Below are 18,418 nucleotides of genomic sequence, written 5' to 3'. Positions count from 1 at the left end.
GTCGCACATCTGGTGGCGCTGTCCTTCCACAGCGCCACCACGTCCCATCGAGGGAGTTGACCCATGACCGAACACCCCCGCATTGCCTTGATCCATGCCACCCGGATCGCCATCGCGCCCATCGAGACGGCCGCCAGATCACTATGGCCCAAAGCAGAAACCGTCTCGCTCATGGATGAAAGCCTCGAGATTGATCGCGCACGGGCAGGACAGATGACCGAGGCCCTGGAAAGCCGTATCCTGGCTCTGGCCCGGCACGCAAAGGACGTCGGCGCGAAGGGCATCCTCTTTACGTGCTCTGCATTCGGGGCCGCGATCGAAGCGGCCGATGCAATCCTGGACGTACCCGTGATCAAACCGAATGAGGCGATGTTCGATGCTGCTTTCGCCTACGGGCACCGCGTTGCGATGATCTACACGTTCGCGCCCGCTGCAGCGAGCATGGAGGCCGAGTTCCGCAGCGCAGCCGCAGAACGCGGCAGCCCCGCGACGCTGCGCTGCGTCTTCGCCGAGGGCGCCTTGGACGCCAAGCGGGCCGGCAACGAAGCGGCGCACGACCAGCGCGTGGCAGAAGCAGCCGCAAGCATCACCGAGGCCGATGTGATTATGCTGGCCCAATTCTCGATGGCGAGCGCTGCCCCGGCGGTACGCGCGCAGACCACCCTGCCCGTCCTGACCAGCCCCGAGGCCGCCATGACGGCCCTACGCCACCGCGTCGAGGCCAGCCGCAAAGGTCTTCTGACATGCTGATCGGTGTCATTGCAGATGACTTCACCGGCGCCAGCGACATCGCCAACACGCTGGCCCGCGGGGTCGCGCCGGACGGCGGCTTACGCACCGCGCAGTTCGCCGGCATTCCGACCGATCCGGCACCCTCCGAGATCGAGGCTGGGGTAATCTCGCTCAAGAGCCGCACCGCGCCGCGCGCCGCAGCCGTGGACGAGAGCCGGACCGCCCTGCGCTGGCTACGTGCTCAGGGCTGTCGGCAGATCGTCTTCAAGTATTGCTCCACCTTCGATTCGACGCCGGAGGGCAATATCGGCCCGGTCGCCGAAGCACTGGCAGACGAGCTTGGGGCAACCAAGGTCGTCTTCTGCCCCGCGTTCCCGGCGACGGGGCGAACAGTCTATCAGGGGCATCTTTTTGTGCACGACACGCCGCTGGACCGGTCGGGGATGGCCGATCACCCGCTGACACCCATGACCGATCCAGACATCCGGCGTTGGCTTCAGTCCCAGACACGTGCAGCCGTCGGGCACCTGCCCATCGACATCGTGCGCCGCGGTCCATCCGCCATCCGCTGTGCGCTCGACGCGGCAGACGCGCGCTTCCTGATTGCCGATGCCATCTCGGAGGACAATCTCATGGACTTGGGCGCCGCGCTCGCCGATGCGCCGCTGATCACCGGCGGATCGGGAATCGCCCAGGGCCTGCCGCGGCACTTCATCCCGAGGGCAACGGGCCGGGCGGCGGCGGCCTATGCCGGGGTCACCGGCCCGGAAGCGATTCTGGCCGGCTCCTGCTCGGGTGCGACGCGCGCGCAGGTGGAGGCCCATGCGGCGGCGCACCCGACCCTGCCCATCGACGTGCGCGGCGTCATGGCGGGAACAGTCACCGTCAAGTCGCTGACCGGCTTCTTCGATGCCAATGTCGGTCGCGCCCCGCTGGCCTACTCTTCCGCAACACCTGCGGAGGTCCGCGCCCTGCAAGCCGAGTTCGGGCGCGACGCGCTTGCCGCACGCCTCGATACGCTCTTTGCCCAGACCGCCAGCGCCCTTGTCCGCAGCGGGTACCGCAGGCTCGTGGTCGCAGGCGGCGAGACGTCGGGCGCGGTCGCACAATCGGTCGCGGCCACCCTGAAGGCCCCTGCAATGACCATCGGCCCCGAGATCGACCCCGGCATTCCGGTCCTGACCGTGGGAGATGACGCACCCGTGGCCCTCGCGCTGAAATCCGGGAACTTCGGCGGCATCGACGTCTTTCAGAAAGCCTTGCGCGTTATGGAAAGCGGCCATCAGGAACCCGCCGCTCGTGCCGCCCGCTTGGCGCAGGCCAGAATCCGATGAAAACCGCCGACCTGATCGACAGCCATGCAAGCGATCTGACACTGGTGCACCTGCCCTTCCGGAGGTTCGGAACGAAGACGCATATTGCCGGACCGGTGCAGACCGTAAAGTGTTTTGAAGACAACACCTTCGTGCGGGCGCAACTGGACACCCCGGGCGACGGCCGGATCCTGGTCGTCGATGGAGGCGGATCGACCCGCATCGCGCTGCTTGGTGACATGCTCGCGCAGCAGGCGATCGACAACGGATGGGCCGGTATCGTTCTGAACGGCGCCATTCGGGACAGCGCGGAAATCGCTGAGATGAACACATTGGTCTTCGCGCTGGCCACAAGCCCGGTCAAAAGCGCCAAGAAAGGCTGGGGAGAGGCCAGCGTCAGGATCGATGTCGGTGGCGCTGCCGTGGCTCCGGGACATTGGGCCTACGCCGACGCCGATGGCGTTCTCATCAGCAGCAGGTCGCTGGTGGAAGTGTCCTGACCTCTCAGCGGTCCGAAGCTACCTCGACCGTGCGACCTTCTCGGAGGAGTGCTCGCTGAGCGATGAAAAGACGCGCTCGGCGCCCGCTTCGGCCTCCCGGATATCCAGGTCGAGCGCATCAAGGGTTGCAAAGAACCGCTTGAGCGCGCCCGAGGTCGCAAACGCCTGCATCTGCGTCAGATACGCCCGGGGCCAGCCGTCTTGCAACGCGCCCGACTTCAAGAGAACCGATGCGCCCAGTGCGGAGCCGTTCAGCGCGTATTGCACGCCCCATGCCCAGGAGGTGGTGCGCTGCACCGCCTGCCCTGTCACGGCACCGGTCGTGCCCAGGTCTTCGTTCAGCGCCAAACATCTGCCGCACTCGATCGCGATGTACTGATCGTCTCCGAGCCTCCGTGCGGAGGGCAGACCGAGCTCCGAATGTGCCCGGCAAAGGGCTGCCAGCCAGCCCTCATAGCTCAGGCGCGAGCCGAATTCGCCGCCTCTGAACCACGCCTCTTCTGCCCTCTCGTGGCAGTTTCGGGTCCGGCGGCGCAGGACCGCGCGATTGGTCTCGATGGGCCAAATGACGCTCAACTCAACGCTCCGCTTTTCCTGAGCAACAGTTCTCCGATTGCATCTCGCAGCTCCGCATCCGTGGCCGGCTTGGTCAGCTTGATGGTGTCTTTCAGCGCTACAGGCAACTGATCACTGTCTCCGAAGCCGGTCACGAAGATGAACGGGATCCGCCGCTTCGCGAGGATCTCGGCGAAGGGGATACTCGTTTCACCGCCCGCCAGGCTGATGTCCAGAATGGCAAAGGTGGGCTCAAGCGCCTCGAGGTATTCGATGGCCGCGGCCACATTGGCCACCACGTCGACCGTCTCGACACCAAGCTTCTGTATTTGGTCGCTCGTCCCCATGGCGATGACGAAATTGTCCTCCAGCAGCAGACAGGACGCTGTATCTGAAATTTCTCTGAAGTGGTTGTCGGACATGGAGGTCAGATCACGCCGAGTGCTCTTATCGATCTCGACATGGCCTAACTCAAAGCACGCGTCCGGCAACTTTAGACGCGCCGTGACACCAGCGGCTTCGAAGTCCAACTCGGCCTCCCCGTTCAACTCGAAGGGGATCGCCTCGCGGATCAAGGTGGTTCCAAACCCAAGGGCGTTCGGCGCTTGCACAGACGGCCCGCCCGTTTCCACCCAATGAACCAGCAAACCGTCAGACGCGCGTTCGAGGCGAATGGCCACTTCACCATCCTGCGTCGAGAGCGCGCCATATTTCACCGCATTTGTGACCAACTCATGGATCACGAGGGAAAAGATCGGCGAGATGTCCGGGCGAATGTCCCGGCTTTCGCCCGACAATAACAGTCGACCGGAGTTCTGGACCAGATAGGGCTCGAACTCCCGCCGGACGAGTTCTTCGACGGGAACCGCGGACGTCAGACTGCCGGAGGCCAGATCATGAGAGGCGGCCAGAGCTTCGATGCGTGCCTCGAGCGAACGCGAGTAGGAGTTGAGCGATCCATAGCTGCTGTTCTGCGCCTGCTGCGAGACAGAGCGAACAAGCGACAGAATGTTGCGAACCCGGTGGTTCAACTCATCAATCATGATCTTCTGTTGACGGTTCAGGGACGAAATGAGCTCGCTTCGGTCCATCGAATTGATCAGGGTCCAGACACGTCTGGCAAAATAGAGGTCCTGAGCGGACCAGGGGGCCGACATGCCGCGCACGTTTTCAAGATAGGTTGCAAATGACCCTCTGGGCGACAGCCTCAGGCGCCGCTGATGGGTCTGGGCGTGCTTGACCGGATCGCCCGCCCAGGAGACTTGCCGTTCGATTTCCTCTCGGAAGACGAACAGAGTGCGATCGGACGACGGGGAGAACACAAGCGCGCCGGCGCAGCCGTTGAGATGGTCGCTGAGGTCCGGAAAAACGCTCTCCAGGTTCTCGAACTGGCCGAAGTCCACATCATCGGCGAGCGTTGCTTCAAGGGCCGCGCAGACCTCGGCGCTGGGGACGGTTCCGAACGCGCGTTGCTGATCTGCTTGGACGACGATCAGACCACAGGCCCCCAAGATGTCGACCACCATGCTGCCGAATTTTTCGAACCCCGAATCATTCGTGAGGTTGCCCAGGATCTCATCCTTGTAGTCGTCGACCCTTGAGACCATCGCGAGATAGGATTTTTGCTGTAAAACCTGCAGCTTGGCCGAAAACATCCGCGCGACACTGATCAGCACGGCTCGGAGCTGCGCCGAGATCAGCCGCGGTGTGCGGTGGTGGAACGAGATGATCCCCCAAAGCTGATCTTCGAGCTTGATCGTCAGCGTCATCGTGGACTCGACCCCCATGTTGTGGAGGTACTCCATATGCACGCTCGAGACGCCGCGCGTCACAGCGAGGCTGATGTCGAGCGGATCCGCCTCCGGATCCGAAGAGGCAAGGGAAACAGGCTCCTGATGCGCGTCCACGATGAAGCGAAGCGGGATCTTCTCCATCATCGCGCGGGCTTGTGGCGGTATGTCCCAGTGCGGAAACCGCAGACCTTCAAAGCTGGGCATGGCGCGGTGGCGATCTTCGGCCAGAACTTCACCGTTGAACGCGCTGTCGAACCGGTAGATCATCACGCGATCATACTCGGTGAGGTGGCGCAACAGGCGGGTCGAGATATCGAACAACGCCTGCTCGGAGTCGCAGGCTTCGATCTTGCGTGTCAAAAAACTAATCGTTTTGAGGATGTTGGAGCCTGAAAACTCGGGCGCGCCGGCCTTTTCGAACTCAAGGATCAACATGCCCTCTTGTTCGGAGGCATGCAGGGTCAGTAGCTGCTCTCCCATCTGAAAATCGCCAACGATCACGGAGGAATTCAGCAGGTCTTCCTGCGTCTGCACGTTGCGCAATTCGTGCCAGGCTTCGGACCCCAGAATATCGTTCAGCTTCCGTCCCAGCAGCGCCTGGTATGGCAAACTGAGGAATTGCTCTGTATTGGTACTGGCGGTGACCAGTGTCATGCTCTGCTTGTCGACAGCCAGAAGGCATCCAAATGGCTGAACAATGCCGGGAATATGGATGGGCTCCGAGGCGCATGACTCCAGAGCTTCCAAGACTTCCTGACTGGACAGGTTGGACGTCATGAGCGCTATCCTTAGAGAAGTTGGTAAGATCCGGGGACTACATTGACGTTTAGACCAATGCTACAGGAATGTGTAAGACTTTCTTTACACGCCGTTCTCTTTGACGCGGACCTGGAGGAAGCGAGATGACACGTGTTCTGCTGCTGGAAGACGACTTTTCCCTGTCTTTCAACATCAAGGCGCTGCTGACCGAACACGGCATGGACGTGGATGTTCGAACTGTTGCCAGTGATGCCATAAAGTGTTTCGAATCAGAAACTTATGATCTGGTCATCGTGGACCTCATCATCTACGAGGACGAGCGCCCCTCGACCGATGGCGGCGTGATCCTGATCAGCTGGCTGAAATCGCCCGCGCAGAAGAACGAGGCCCTTCGCGCCATCCCGATCCTTTGTGTCAGCGGCGCGACAAAACAGCCCGGGCTGTATCATCTTCTAGACATGGCCCGGTCGTTGGGGGCCGACGCCTGCCTTGAGAAGCCTTTCAATGATGTCCAACTGATTGACACGGTGTCGCGTCTCATTGAGGGACGGCCCGTCGATGGCCCGACATCACGGCTAAGCTAGCGCCAAGCGTCGTTCCGGCTGTCTGGGCATTTTTGAAATCAGCGACAGCGGACTCATGCTGGTTGGACGCAAGTCCAATGCGCTGTTGCGCTGGCAACGTCCAAATCAGCCCCAATAGGCAGCAGCACCGGCATGCATCGTCTGCCCGGTTGGTCGAAGACCCAACCCGGCGTGATCCACCGCTTGCGCGATGAGCCGTCCGTGATCCAGAGGGAATTCCGGGGCCGCGAACAGCAGGTACTCGGCATCGAGGGCCGCCACCGCGTGCACCGGTGTCGGACGATAGCCTTCGAACGGAGCCTCGGCGCGCGCCATCCGCGCAGCCTCATCCGCAGAGAGAACCGCCAGAAACAGCTGGCCGGTGCCCATCAGCGATGCAATCCGCTGCGGCCGCGGCCCGCGCGCCACGCGTGCCTGTGCCTCGGGCAATTCCTCGGCCAATGCCCCAACCACGGCCTTTGCCAAATCGTAGGTGCGCAGATCGCCCCGATGCGCACCGACCAGAAGGTGCTTCTGCCGATAGACCACCCACTGACCGTAAGGCGTGTGGGCGGAGGCGGGCGCGGCCAGCGCAGCTCCCGCCAGAGCCAGAAAGCCTCTTCTATTCATCGACGAAGACGTCCTTGTTGAGCACCGCCGTGATGATGTAGTTCGGCACGTCGACCACTTGGCCAACGCGCAGGTCCACCGCAACCGAGGCGAGCACATAGGCCTGTTCCCGAGTCAGATCGTAGGTCCGCGTGATGTGATCGATCATCTGCGTCAGCGCATGGCGCGCGGCCAGCGTCAGGTCTTCGGACAGCTGGGGCAAATCCTCGATGACTTCGCTTTCGAGATAGGTGTGGTACGTCGGAACCGTACCGGTCTCCTTGAACGGATAGCCGATTGTCTGGTGGAAGGCGGAAGGTTCGATATCCTTGATCTGCTGGCCGCCTTCGACCTGCGGGCTGGTGATGAATTCGCCCTGGCCCTTTCGGATCTGGGTGGTGACCGTGACCACAGCGCCGGTTTCGATCGCCGTGCCGGACACCTCACCATCCCCTTGGGCGTAGTGCACATCACCGACGAAGAGGTTGCAGCCGTCGACGAAGCACGGGATCAGGATCGTGGTCCCCACCTGCATCTGCTGCACGTCCATGTTGCCACCGTTTTCACGCGGCGGCACGGTCCGCAGGCAGCGTTGCTCCTGAGTGCCGCCTGCACCGCAGATCGCGGCTGGATGCGCGCCGGTGGGCTCGGGCGGCAGCGCGATGCCGCCCACCGCGGCGAGGGCGGTCTCGCGGGCGAGCCATGCGTCAACTTCGGGCTCACCCGGCATCGTGCCGATGGAGCCCGTGAAGGCTTCGTAGGGGATCGCGATCCCCGGCATCGCATCGGAGACGGCGTGCGTGCGGCTCTGCTTCCAGCCGACGAAATAGGGTTCGGTGAACTCGTCGCGCAGGAAGCCAAAGCCCGGCACGATCACCGTATATCCGAACTGGTCGGGGTTGATGTCGACGACCGTCACGGCGAGCACATCGCCGCGTTCCGCACCTTCGATCGCAACCGGGCCTGTCATCGGATGCACGCCGGATAGATCCAGGGCCGCGACATCGTCGGCGTTGGAGTCCAGCGTCAGGTCGCTGTCCAGCGCATCCCGCGTCTCGAAGATAATGAAATCGCCCGGCGACGCCGTCGCAACCGCAGGGATGTCGGGGTGGTAGCGATTGAAGCAGTTCGGGTCGTCCGAGCAGAACGCGCCCTCCTTCGCGACCACGACCTCCGTCTTCCAGGTCACCTCTGTGGTGTCGGCCATCACCGGTGCCGCCAATGCGGCAAGGCAACAGCCTGCGATCCGGACGTAATGCGATGTCATGTCTGTCTCCCTCTCGTGTTTTGCGCGGATCTGTTCGGAGCGGCGAGATGCGCGTCTGAAGTGAAGAGTGGTGCAAAACCCCTCCCACCCGAAGAGCCCGCGCGGCCAAAGGCAAGTTGATCGCCCGACGTGCACAGGGATCCCGCATGTAGGCTACAAAAGATGTTTTTCTGCGCAACACATACTTTACGCTACGGCGGCGCGCTGCAGGCGCAGAGCAGACTGGTCAAGTGGCGGCATGTGATCCCGAGTGCACATGGCCGTCAACGCTCAGCAGGCCATGTTCGGGGCCAAACCAACCCTTGCACGGATGTTCCGAACCTCAGTTCATGGGTGTCTTGGGCCGCCGAACCGCCAACAGGCCGGCCAGAACTATGAGTGCTATTCCAATCAGAGCAAATGTATCAGGTCGTTCATCGAAGAACAGCGCACCCCAGATCAAGGCAAAACCAACATACGCGAAGTCGAAGGTGCCGACGGTCGAGGCAGGGGCGGCCTGATATGCCACTGCCGTGCCGACGGATGCGACGAGGATCAGAGCGGCCAAGATCGCGACGTTCCGCCACTCCACCGACGACATGGCCGTCCATGATGTCGTCAAGAACCCCGATGCATCGACGTGAAACAACGACCCCACCAATAGCCCAGCGATCCCCAAGACGATGAAGGTCGCATTAAGGCCCAACGCAAGTGTTGCAGGGTGCTCATGCAGGCATTTGGTCCGCGTCAGGATCATGGCCGCAGCATACAGCACGGCGGAGAAGATCGGCAGAAGTGCGGCCCATTGAAACGCCTCACCGCCCGGTCTCAACACGAGCAGAATGCCCAGAAATCCCAGGACAACGCCCACCCACTGCATCCGTCCGACCGCCTCGCCACCGAATACGGCAGCAAAGGCAACGATGAACAGCGGCAACGTGTAATACGCAGCCGCGGCGACTGCCAGGGGGAGAAGCGGAAGCGAAACGTAGTAGGCGATCCACATACACGCCAGCAATGCGGATCGTATCATGATCCAGGCCATCGAGCGTGGCACGAGACGGCGCGCTCCGAACACAACGAGCGCCGCGATCAGAAGAACCGGGACGGCAAGTGCGGACCGCACGGCGAACAGCTGCCAGAGCCCCATGCCGCCGCCCCCGCCGAGTGACTTGATCAGGGCATCGCCGAGCGAAAGGGCGAGGACCGTCCCAACGATTGTTGCCACCCCCAATGGCACATTGTCCTGAGACGTCTTATCGGAACGGCCGGTCATGTTCGGAACGCTAGCGGCAACTCGGTGGATGATAAATGGCAAGACTTGCAATCCCGCAGAAACTCGGATGCGGGGGGCTCTCGCGCCGTCATCTGGCAGTCCCGGTCAGGTGGCGGCAGCCAGCCCAAAGCCGCTCCCGGCGAAGCCCGGCGGTGCCGCGCCGACTGACGCTGTTCCAATGCGTCACAGCGAATATGGAATCCGCCTTCCGAAAAGCTTGCAGTGCGCCCTCAGGCGTCTCGGCCTTTCAAAGCTCTAGCACTCCTCCTGCTCTTCCGTCTCCTGCGCGGGCCATTCTGTTTCCGGGACCTCAAGCGGGCCGTTGCCCCATTCCTGCCGCGCGGCCGTCATGAGGTCTCGGATGCGGCCGGAGTCCACCCGTATGATCGTCGCATAGGCGGCATGCGCCAGCCTGCGCCCGGCTTCGCTGTCCGACGGGTAGTGCAACCCGAGGATTTCGCGGTTTCGGGCGATGCGGCGCGCCATGTCGAACAGCGGATTTGTCCGCTCCTTCGAGAAGGTGACATCGGGGATCGGTTGCGGCTGCAACTGGCCGCCCATTGCAGCGTCCAAAAGCAGCGCGGTCAGCCACGCTTGGGTCGCGTGCCCGCTGGGAAACGACGCATGCTCGGGCGGATCGATCGGCGGCAACAGTGTCGGACACAGCTGCGACGGGCGCGGACGGTTGTAGAAGGCCTTGAACAGCATCGCGATATGGGTACCGGCTTCGATGGCGAAAGCCGTCAGTTTCGCGGTGTTCGGATGGGTGATCCGGTTGAACGTGATGATCCCGCTGAAGCACTGATCGATCGACACCGCCTGTTCGAGAGCTTCGGCCAGAACGCCCGCCCGATACTCGATGAGCCCGACCAGCTCGATCAATTCCTGCTCAAGTACGGAAAGATCCTGCGCTACCGTTGCCGGCCAGGCCTCAAGCGCCTCGAAGGGAGCATCGGCTGCCGCGACCGCGTCGAAGTCAAAAGGCTCCGCTCCCGTGGCCGGAAACCCGAGCGATTGAGGAGGCCCATCGAAGGGGGCCCAGGATTGGATATGGTGTGAAAGCTCGGGCAACAGGCTGCGAGCGTAGGGAAACGGCCCCCAATGCGCATCGGTCCACACACCACCGATGTTCAGATTGTAATACTCGTGCAGGCGCAGCGGGCGGGCCGGATCGGGGTTCTTGGTATGGGTGATGCTCGGGTCAACATGCGGCCAGGCCTGGCCGCGCCACCACCAGAGGCTCGGATCATCCGGGACATCGGGCATGTTCGCACGCTCGATATTCGCGGTGATGCCAAGCGTGCGCCCGCCGCCCGCACTTCCGGACGATCCCGTCATCGAGGCGTTGGAGTTGTTCGAATTGTTCGAGTTATTGGAATTGTTCGAATTGTTTGAATTGTTCGAGTTATTGGAGTTGTTCGAATTGTGCATGTGGCAATCTCCTTACAAAGAATGGTCTCAGTCCGGAAGACCGGCGGCGCGCAGATGGTCGATCCAGCCCTTTTGCAGCCCCGCGTCCGCGAAGGTCGCGTGCGCTTTCGCATACTCGCTTAGCCGAAACTCCGGCGCATTGGACAGCAGGATTTCCGCGGTTTCCCGCGCGGCATCCAACTTGCCATCTGCGGCAAGCGAGGCTGCCAGCAATCGCAAAGAGGGCAAGTGCCCTTTTTGCTCATCGAGCGCGCGGCGGGCCCAGTAGGTCGCGCGCTCGTAATTGCCGGCTGAGTAATGCGCCAGCGCGAGCCAATCGAACTCGCGGAACGGAATCTGATCGAGCGGCACAAGCTGATGCGCCTGCTCTGCGTATTTGACCGCGTCTTGGCCACGCCCCACGTAGGCCATGGTCCCCGCGGAGATCATGAGCACAAATGTATTGCCGGGCCCGGCGCGACGCGCGCGCTCCATCAGCTCAAGTGCGGCTTCGTGATCCCCCCGCATGAAGGCCTTGGTTTGCGCCAGTATCGCGAGCGCCTGTGCGTTGGCGCCGTCAAGCTTCACCGCCCGTTTCGCATCGCGTTCCGCTTCGGAGGTCGCGAGATCCCGATCGTCAGTCCAGCCCTGGACCACCATCATGATCCACCACGCAGCCCGCCAGCCGTAGGCAGCGGCGAAGTTGACGTCTTCCGCAACCGCCTGATCCAAAAACCGGCGCGCCTCGTCATAGCGCTCCGGCGTCAGTTGGCGCATCAGGTCGAGCGCCTTCAGCAGGCAGTCGTATGCCGAGAATACCTCGGGCGGTTTGCGGATGGCGCGCTTCAGTTCCGCCTGACGCACCTGCGGCGCGATGCTGGTGACGATTTCCGACACGATCCGGTCCTGCTGCTTGAAGAGCTGGTCCTCGCGAATGTCGGATCGTGTGGAAAACATGGTTCCACCGGTCTCGGTGTCGCTGAGTGTCGCGGAGAGACGAATGGCCCCTTGCCAACGCCGGATGGTGCCTTGCAGAACGTAGCGCACCCCGAGAACACGCCGCGCGTCCAGCGGATCGATATGGCGTTCCCTGAAACCAAGGGTCGAGCCCCGCGCGATGACCACCATCTCGCGCAGTCCCGACAAGGACCCGATGATGTCCTCCACAAGGCCATCCGCGAAATACGCGTCACGCTCGGACGCGCCGAGGTTCTCGAAGGGCAGAACGGCGATTGACGGTATCTCTTCTTCGGCGCGCAAGACCCGCAAGGAAGAAGACGGCCCCGAGATCAAATCATAGGCACGCACCGGCCGCTCAAATCCCTTCAGGGCGACGAAGCCCAAGTCTCGTATCTCGGATGCACGGGTCGGCCGGATACTCTCGCAAACGGCGTGCGACAGGATCACCGCATCGGTCGCCGCAGCCTCCTGCAGTCGCTTTGCCAGATTGACCCCTTCGCCGAACACGTCACCGCCCACATATTGCACATCCGAAAAATGGACGGCGATCCGAAACCGGAGGCCCTCCCACCGCGGGTGATTTTCAGCGCGCTCCGCAGCGAGCACGGCCTGAAGACGTTCGGCGCAGTGCACCGCTGTCTCGACGCTCTGGAATGTGGCCAAGAGACCGTCGCCCAGATCTTTGCGCGTCTCGGCCTTCAACTCATCCAACAGAGGGTGCGCCGTTGACGTCAGAAAGTCGTGCAGGACCGCAATGGCATGATCTTCATCCCGCGAAGTGAACGCGGTGAAATCGACCGCATCCGCGAACATGATCGCCGCGAGGCGCTTTGCGGGGCGCGACGCCACTGCATCGGTGGCCTGTGTTAACATTGCTCGTGCGGCCACGGGTGTTGCTGGGCCTTATGATTGATTCAAGGGCCTGCTATCCTTACACTATCCCAAAAGTAATTTCGACAAAAGTTAACGTTTGACCGCCTTTGCGAGGCCATGACCATGTCTGAGCGACACCGATATTTCATCTGGCGCGGGGTTGCCGGTTTCGACGATGAGGTCCGCAAGCTGATCGCGATCTCATTCGAATACGAACAGGAGATGACCCGAGTGACCGATGAGTTTGCGGTCGTTTTCGTGACCGAGGAAGACATTCGGAGCAGCTTCCCATCCTTCGAGGAGGGGCAAATCGTCGTTCCTCAAGAGACCAAGACACGCAGCCAATTCAACCTCGGTGGACAGTTCCTGCTGGGCGTTGATGCGCCCATTGCGCTGGCTGAACACGGTGGTCGGCGCAACGTGCCGCCAGCGGCGCCAGCCTTCGACCGGCTCCGGGCCGAAACGCTGATCGATGCCGACGCGCTCCGGGCGTTTTCGGCATCTGGCTGTCAACCCGTGAACGTCGTCATCGTCGATGGCGGGCTGGACGAAGGGTATCTGAGCAGCATCGGCTACACAAAAGGTGTGGAAGCGATCCCGAATCTGATGGGATCCAAGACCCAGCCACATGTCCAGGAAACCCGGCGACACGCCAATGCTGTCGCGCGGAGCGTTCTATCGATTGCGCCGGATGTGAAGCTCGTTGACGCGCCCATCCTGCCGGACCGGATCGAGAACGCCGATCTCTTTGCATCGCGGGTCATCGAACTGATTTTTCGCCTGTTGGATCTTATCGGGAGCCGACAGGACGAATCCTGGGTCGTGGTCTGTGCTTGGGGTCTTCTGGATCGCAAATACGATCGGTTTCTCGGCACCTACGCGGATGATCGGAGACATCCGCTTTCGGTCGTGCTTGAGTATCTGGTCTCGAAAAATGTCGACGTGATCTTTTCGGCCGGGAACAACGGGATGTTCTGGCCGGACCCACGCAGCGGCCCGACCGATCGCGGGCCCTTCCAAAGCATCATGGGGTCAAATGGGCTTGGTACAGTTCTGACCGTGGGCGCCGTCGATGCGATTGGCCAATGGATCGGCGAAAGCGCGCAGGGGCCTGAACCAGCAGGCCTGCGATCACCCGCCATCGGACCCGAAGCACGCAAGCCCGACGTCTGCGCGCCAAGCTGGTTTCGCGAGACTGACAACAGGCATGCGGCGTTCACCGGCACATCGGGCGCCTGCGCCGTTGCGGCCGGCGTTGTCGCCGCTGTTCGGACACGTGTTCCCGCCGATCTACTCTCACCCGCCGCTCTCATCGACAAGATCCGAGAGACGGCCCGCCGCGAAGGCTATACCGAAGGAAGCGGCCGGACGACGCCCGCCGAGTGGCGATTTGGCTCTGGGATCATCGACTGCGCGGCACTGGCCGACTGTCTGGAGAGACTCGAGCAGGTCTGACACTTTTTGCAGCGGTTGGCCTCATCATTGCTCAACGAACCGGTGCTCCTCGGTCCGAAAAGCAATCGTGGTTGAAGCGGTCCCCCTTTCAGAGACACATCGTGTCAGGCGGATCAAGCCTGTAGATCAGATCATCCTGCACGCCAGTTTTGTGGCCCATGGTCGGTCCTGCGATCTGCGCGCCTGAAAGGGTGTATCTCGGCGTCCGGGCCCCACCCAAGCGGCTCAACAGACGTGAAGGATGAGAGCACTGCATGGGTAATCGGCTCGGACCTTTTGGCTTGACCGAGGGGCGCCCCGTCAGATGGCAAGACGGCAGATCTTGAGACATCAGGAGAAAGGTGATCGGTTGTGCAAGAGCGACGCATGACCGGCAGCTTCCCCGTTGCAGGTGCGGCCAACGTCCCTTCGTTCGCCGGTTCTGATCGAGGAGAAGCAACGCCTTGCGCGCGGAGCAGTGCGGCTCAAAGTACAAAAGTTTGGTGTTGATCATGTATCTGCCGAATGGCATGCGCTGTACGAAAGCCACTTTCGGTCAGGTATGGAACAGCGGCCATGGATGACACTGATCTGGTCAAGCAAATCGGATCTGGCGACAAACGCGCGATGCATACCTTCTACCTCCGCCACAACGACGCGGTGTACGCCTTTGCCCTGTCGCGGTGTCAGAATGCAGAGCTGGCGTCGGACTGTGTCCACGACGCCATGCTGGACGTTTGGCGGACCGCTGGCCGCTTCGCCGGCAAGTCGAGCGTCAAGACCTGGCTCTTCTCGATTGCGCGCAACAAGCTGGTTGATGCGCTGCGAAAGCGCGGCAAGCTGTCCTATGTCGAGGCGGTTCCTGAGCATGAGGACACCGCGCCGAACCCCGAGGCAGCGGCCATCGCTGCGGCGGAAAACACGCGGCTGCGCGGTTGCATCGAACGCCTGCCGGGACCCCAAAAGGCCGCCATCCGGCTCGCGTTTCTGGAAGACCTGAGCTATCCGGAGATCGCAGATATCGAAGCGGTCCCGGTCGGCACCATCAAGACGCGCATTCACCATGCCAAACAGGCCCTGATGCGGTGTCTCGAACTGGGACTGCGCGTAAAACCGCGTTCGAGCAATTCGCCTTAGACCTGAATCACCTGTCGCTGCCTGATCTCAATGAAATCAACATAGTAGGTGAGACACCCTGTCTCCGACTCAAGGCAAAATGATCTAGTCTGCGACAAACTCCACAAGCTCAACTTGGCCTTCCAAGGCCTTCAGCGCCTCGTCGCGCAAGCCGGCCTCCGCGAAGGAGAGACGCACGAGGCCAAGCGCGCTTGGGCCATCCGTGATTGTTCCACCCAGCGGACCGAGCACAGCGGCAATCTCGCCAAGCGTCGCACTTTCAACGAACTTCACCTGGAACGTGAAGGCGGCAGGCTGCTCACTGGCGGTGCGGAAACCACCGGGCGCCTCGCCCATCCGGGGGACAATCGTGACCTGCCAGGCAGCAACAGCGAGCACCGCGACGGCCGCGTATTTGAGCAACTGCTGCCACGGCGGGCGGTCGTCGTTTGCAGCGGGCGGTCTGCTCTCCATTTCAGCCGAAAGCCGCTGCCAGACGGCATCGGCGCTTTCGTGTTTGGGGGCCGCGGCCAACTGCGCCCGAACGGACCGCATGACGCTCACTTCCGCAGCCAGAGACCCGTCTTGCGCCATCGCGGCTTCGAATGCCTCTCGGTCGGCCGCTGTCAGCCGGTCCTGCAGATAGTCGAGTATGTTTTGGTCGCGATCCACGCTTTCACGCCCATATCGTTGCAATGTTCACTTCTTTGTCGCACGATCTCGCTGCATGGTTCAAAGTTATTGTGGTGGGTGGCCATTTTATGGCCGCCGGTTGAACCAACCCGTCGTTCAACACGACCTGCGTGTGCCCGGCCCTGCACCGGATACACCGACTGTTGCTGAGGAAGGTATAGCATGAGTCAATTTGCACATCTCGTTCGGGGCTTGGCAGGGGTAGGCCTTGCCGCTGCGCTGGTGGGCTGCGCCAGCTTGCAGGACGCGGCTGCACCCGGCTCAGGCCCGGCCGACGTGGTTGGGCCGCGCACGATCATTGCGCTGGTGCCCGACCGCCAAAGCGTCGCGCAGATGGGCCAGGCAACGCAATCGGCGGGATATCAAGAGCTTGACGTGACCCGTCTCGACGGGCTTGACCTGACGATGCTCAGCTATCGGATGCCGGATGGCGTTACGGGCCCGCAGGCCATCGCAGCACTGGAGGCGGCGGTGCCCACCTCGACGGTGGGCGTGAACCACGCCTACCGTCTGCAGCAGCAAGCTGGCGCGGCGCAGGCTCTGGAGTACGCGGACGCAATGATGCGCTGGAACGCAGGCGGATGCCGCGCACGCATGCCAATTGGTGTGATCGATACGGCCATCGACACCACCTCTCCGGCCCTCGCTGGCACGCGGGTGATCACGAAAACATTCTTTGACGGCCCTGCGGCCGAGACAACGCATGGCACCGACGTGGCCGCCGTTCTGGCCGATCCGGATCGTCTGCAGGGTGTGACGCTCTACGGCGCGAATGTATTCGGCGAGCCCGATGCCGCAGATCTCGTCGCCGGGGCGGATGCATTGGTGCGGGCGCTCGATTGGTTGGCGGACGAGGATGTGCGCCTTGTGAATCTCGCCCTTGCAGGCCCCTACAACAAACTCTTGAACCTGGCGGTCGAGCGGGCCGCAGCGCGCGGCCTCATTCTGGTCGCCGCCGTCGGCAACGAGGGGCCGACCGTCGATCCGCTCTATCCAGCAGGCTTCGAGGAGGTGATCGCCGTCACAGCGGTCGATGTGGAGGGCCGCATCTACAGCAATGCGGTCCACGGGCCTCATGTGGATGTGGCAGCCCCCGGTGTCGACGTTATCATTGCGACCAGCGAACGCCCGCGCTTTGTCACCGGCACGTCGATTGCCACGCCCTTTGTCACCGCCCGTCTGGCGGCGGACCCGTCGGTGGCCACCGCGCGCGATGTGTCTGAGGCCCGCGCGCGGCTTGCGGAAACAAGCGCCGAGCTCGGCCCCACAGGGCGTGACAGGATGTTCGGATATGGGCTTGCCCTGGCCGAAGGCATTTGCGGCGAATGAGCCTGCGCCAACTCAGCGCTTGGACCCCCCGCGTATAAACTGACACGCGCGCTTGATTCTCGCGTTCGATCAGAGCGGCGGTCGGAGAGAGCCTTACTCTTGTTCATCCGAGGGTCGGCACAACAAACCCCGCCAGCTGCACGCTGGCGGGGCTGCACGCCTCAGATGCGACATTTACCTACGCAATCATGAAATCATCGGCGCTGAAGTCTGTGACGAGTGTATCCTCGAACGTGATCACCTTATTGTTGACGGTCAGCTCCACATCGTCGCCGACCTGGGTCATGTTTCCGAGCAGGTTTTCGGTCGTCACGTCGGGGTTCGTGGTCACGAAAGCCAGCTGGTCGACACCAACCTCGAAGTCGAGGATGACATCGACGCCAATGTCGTCTTCAAAGAAGACAAAGGTGTCGGCCCCCTCGCCACCCGACATGATGTCATCCCCGGCACCGCCGCGAATGACATTGTCCTGATCGTTGCCGACGATGACATCGTTGCTGTCGGTCCCGGTAACATTCTCGAAGTTGATCGCAGAGGCATCTTGACCAGCCCCGTTGTCAATCTCGATCGCGCCGGTTTCAAGGTTCACGCTGACGGGGCCGGATGTCTGGCTCAGATCCAGCGTATCCACACCGTCGCCGCCGTCCAGATCGAGCTTGATCTCGTTCAGCACGTCGCCGGTGATCACCGCCGTGTCCTCGCCGCCGCCGAAGTTGGTTTCCTGCACTTCGGTGTTGCGGATGTCGAGCTGGAAGAGACCGCGTTCGGTCTGGCCGTTCACCTCGATCCGGGCGAACTGGATGCCCTCGTCGGTCACCGAGAACTCGGCCACGTCGTCGTTCTGCAGGTCGTCGTTCACCAGATCGGTGTCGAAGTTGACCTGCTGCACGTCATAGCCCTTGCCGCCATCCATCAGGTCCGAGCCGTCGCCGTTGTTCCACACCAGCAGGTCGTCGCCACGCCCGCCGAACATCGCGTCGTTGCCCTTGTTGCCGATGATGGTGTCGTCACCGCCCTTGCCGAAGATCTTGTCCTCGCCGTCTTGACCCGACAGAACGTTGTCCTGCTTGTCGCCGACGATCTTGTCGTCGAAAGCGGTGCCCACGACATTCTCGAAGTTCACGGCGTGGGAGTCGTTCAGCGTGCCTTTCTTGAGGTTCACCTTGACCGCCTCTGCGGCCTGGCTCAGATCCAGCGTATCCACACCGTCGCCGCCGTCCAGATCGAGCTTGATCTCGTTCAGCACGTCGCCGGTGA

The 18,418-nt window shown here is 62.2% G+C and carries 15 protein-coding genes and 1 pseudogene; 7 read left to right on the top strand and 9 right to left on the bottom strand.

The window, feature by feature from the left end; genetic code table 11:
- The first annotated feature begins 63 nt into the window (after positions 1–63).
- From MUB52_RS15135 to rraA, 3 genes are read left to right on the top strand one after another with little or no spacing between them, the layout of a single operon-like run.
- Complete coding sequence (locus MUB52_RS15135; RefSeq protein WP_263845076.1) at positions 64–750, top strand: aspartate/glutamate racemase family protein; 687 nt, start codon at positions 64–66, stop codon at positions 748–750.
- On the top strand, positions 744–2,066 hold the full coding sequence (otnK, locus tag MUB52_RS15130) for a 3-oxo-tetronate kinase (RefSeq protein WP_263845075.1): 1,323 nt from the start codon (positions 744–746) through the stop codon (positions 2,064–2,066). Before MUB52_RS15135 ends, otnK begins: the two co-directional genes overlap by 7 nt.
- A complete protein-coding gene (gene rraA / locus MUB52_RS15125) occupies positions 2,063–2,545 on the top strand; it encodes a ribonuclease E activity regulator RraA (protein ID WP_263845074.1) in 483 nt (160 codons plus the stop codon). Before otnK ends, rraA begins: the two co-directional genes overlap by 4 nt.
- An 18-nt stretch (positions 2,546–2,563) precedes the next feature.
- Here the strand turns inward: rraA and MUB52_RS15120 are convergent, their stop codons facing one another.
- Positions 2,564–3,121 carry a heme oxygenase-like domain-containing protein gene (locus MUB52_RS15120; protein ID WP_263845073.1) on the bottom strand — a complete coding sequence of 186 codons (558 nt, stop codon included), beginning with the start codon at positions 3,119–3,121 and terminating at the stop codon, positions 2,564–2,566.
- Complete coding sequence (locus MUB52_RS15115; RefSeq protein ID WP_263845072.1) at positions 3,118–5,670, bottom strand: HWE histidine kinase domain-containing protein; 2,553 nt, start codon at positions 5,668–5,670, stop codon at positions 3,118–3,120. The genes MUB52_RS15120 and MUB52_RS15115 overlap by 4 nt, the downstream gene beginning before the upstream one ends.
- A gap of 125 nt (positions 5,671–5,795) precedes the next feature.
- Here MUB52_RS15115 and MUB52_RS15110 point away from each other — a divergent pair, with 125 nt between their 5' ends.
- Positions 5,796–6,236 carry a response regulator gene (locus tag MUB52_RS15110; protein WP_263845071.1) on the top strand — a complete coding sequence of 147 codons (441 nt, stop codon included), beginning with the start codon at positions 5,796–5,798 and terminating at the stop codon, positions 6,234–6,236.
- A gap of 105 nt (positions 6,237–6,341) precedes the next feature.
- Here MUB52_RS15110 and MUB52_RS15105 read toward each other — a convergent pair whose 3' ends face one another.
- From MUB52_RS15105 to MUB52_RS15085, 5 genes are all read right to left on the bottom strand, one after another.
- Entirely contained in the window at positions 6,342–6,845 is a 504-nt protein-coding gene (locus MUB52_RS15105; RefSeq protein ID WP_263845070.1) for a hypothetical protein, read from the bottom strand.
- A complete protein-coding gene (locus MUB52_RS15100) occupies positions 6,838–8,091 on the bottom strand; it encodes an acetamidase/formamidase family protein (RefSeq protein WP_263845069.1) in 1,254 nt (417 codons plus the stop codon). The genes MUB52_RS15105 and MUB52_RS15100 overlap by 8 nt, the downstream gene beginning before the upstream one ends.
- Positions 8,092–8,413: 322 nt before the next feature.
- Positions 8,414–9,346, bottom strand: a complete 933-nt coding sequence (locus MUB52_RS15095) for a DMT family transporter (RefSeq protein ID WP_263845068.1) — start codon at positions 9,344–9,346, stop codon at positions 8,414–8,416.
- Positions 9,347–9,601: 255 nt separating this feature from the next.
- Positions 9,602–10,777 carry a phosphatase PAP2 family protein gene (locus tag MUB52_RS15090; protein ID WP_263845067.1) on the bottom strand — a complete coding sequence of 392 codons (1,176 nt, stop codon included), beginning with the start codon at positions 10,775–10,777 and terminating at the stop codon, positions 9,602–9,604.
- Between the two features lie 27 nt (positions 10,778–10,804).
- Positions 10,805–12,589, bottom strand: a complete 1,785-nt coding sequence (locus MUB52_RS15085) for an adenylate/guanylate cyclase domain-containing protein (RefSeq protein ID WP_263845066.1) — start codon at positions 12,587–12,589, stop codon at positions 10,805–10,807.
- A gap of 123 nt (positions 12,590–12,712) precedes the next feature.
- Here MUB52_RS15085 and MUB52_RS15080 point away from each other — a divergent pair, with 123 nt between their 5' ends.
- Complete coding sequence (locus tag MUB52_RS15080) at positions 12,713–14,044, top strand: S8/S53 family peptidase (protein ID WP_263845065.1); 1,332 nt, start codon at positions 12,713–12,715, stop codon at positions 14,042–14,044.
- Between the two features lie 606 nt (positions 14,045–14,650).
- Positions 14,651–15,160, top strand: a complete 510-nt coding sequence (locus MUB52_RS15075; RefSeq protein WP_263845064.1) for an RNA polymerase sigma factor — start codon at positions 14,651–14,653, stop codon at positions 15,158–15,160.
- Positions 15,161–15,244: 84 nt separating this feature from the next.
- Here MUB52_RS15075 and MUB52_RS15070 read toward each other — a convergent pair whose 3' ends face one another.
- Positions 15,245–15,811, bottom strand: coding sequence for an anti-sigma factor (locus MUB52_RS15070; protein ID WP_263845063.1), 567 nt, complete (start codon positions 15,809–15,811; stop codon positions 15,245–15,247).
- A 183-nt stretch (positions 15,812–15,994) separates the two neighbouring features.
- On the opposite strand from MUB52_RS15070, the gene MUB52_RS15065 reads away from it, so the two are divergent.
- Entirely contained in the window at positions 15,995–17,161 is a 1,167-nt protein-coding gene (locus MUB52_RS15065; RefSeq protein WP_263845062.1) for a S8 family serine peptidase, read from the top strand.
- A gap of 178 nt (positions 17,162–17,339) precedes the next feature.
- Here MUB52_RS15065 and MUB52_RS15060 read toward each other — a convergent pair.
- Positions 17,340–18,418 (bottom strand): annotated as a pseudogene (locus tag MUB52_RS15060) (calcium-binding protein); the annotation flags it as partial.

This window comes from Roseobacter sinensis, assembly GCF_025755255.1.
Classification (GTDB): domain Bacteria; phylum Pseudomonadota; class Alphaproteobacteria; order Rhodobacterales; family Rhodobacteraceae; genus Roseobacter; species Roseobacter sinensis.
The sequence above is the reverse complement of the archived record's forward strand: the minus strand, read 5'-3'. Positions and strand labels throughout refer to the sequence as shown.

Excerpts from the sequence above, each read along its gene's own strand:
- MUB52_RS15115 (WP_263845072.1), bottom strand. The coding sequence starts at position 5,670 with ATGACGTCCAACCTGTCCAGTCAGGAAGTCTTGGAAGCTCTGGAGTCA.
- MUB52_RS15090 (WP_263845067.1), bottom strand. The coding sequence starts at position 10,777 with ATGCACAATTCGAACAACTCCAATAACTCGAACAATTCAAACAATTCG.
- MUB52_RS15100 (WP_263845069.1), bottom strand. The coding sequence starts at position 8,091 with ATGACATCGCATTACGTCCGGATCGCAGGCTGTTGCCTTGCCGCATTG.
- MUB52_RS15105 (WP_263845070.1), bottom strand. The coding sequence starts at position 6,845 with ATGAATAGAAGAGGCTTTCTGGCTCTGGCGGGAGCTGCGCTGGCCGCG.
- rraA (WP_263845074.1), top strand. The coding sequence starts at position 2,063 with ATGAAAACCGCCGACCTGATCGACAGCCATGCAAGCGATCTGACACTG.
- MUB52_RS15095 (WP_263845068.1), bottom strand. The coding sequence starts at position 9,346 with ATGACCGGCCGTTCCGATAAGACGTCTCAGGACAATGTGCCATTGGGG.
- otnK (WP_263845075.1), top strand. The coding sequence starts at position 744 with ATGCTGATCGGTGTCATTGCAGATGACTTCACCGGCGCCAGCGACATC.
- MUB52_RS15075 (WP_263845064.1), top strand. The coding sequence starts at position 14,651 with ATGCATACCTTCTACCTCCGCCACAACGACGCGGTGTACGCCTTTGCC.
- MUB52_RS15135 (WP_263845076.1), top strand. The coding sequence starts at position 64 with ATGACCGAACACCCCCGCATTGCCTTGATCCATGCCACCCGGATCGCC.
- MUB52_RS15110 (WP_263845071.1), top strand. The coding sequence starts at position 5,796 with ATGACACGTGTTCTGCTGCTGGAAGACGACTTTTCCCTGTCTTTCAAC.
- MUB52_RS15085 (WP_263845066.1), bottom strand. The coding sequence starts at position 12,589 with ATGTTAACACAGGCCACCGATGCAGTGGCGTCGCGCCCCGCAAAGCGC.
- MUB52_RS15065 (WP_263845062.1), top strand. The coding sequence starts at position 15,995 with ATGAGTCAATTTGCACATCTCGTTCGGGGCTTGGCAGGGGTAGGCCTT.
- MUB52_RS15080 (WP_263845065.1), top strand. The coding sequence starts at position 12,713 with ATGTCTGAGCGACACCGATATTTCATCTGGCGCGGGGTTGCCGGTTTC.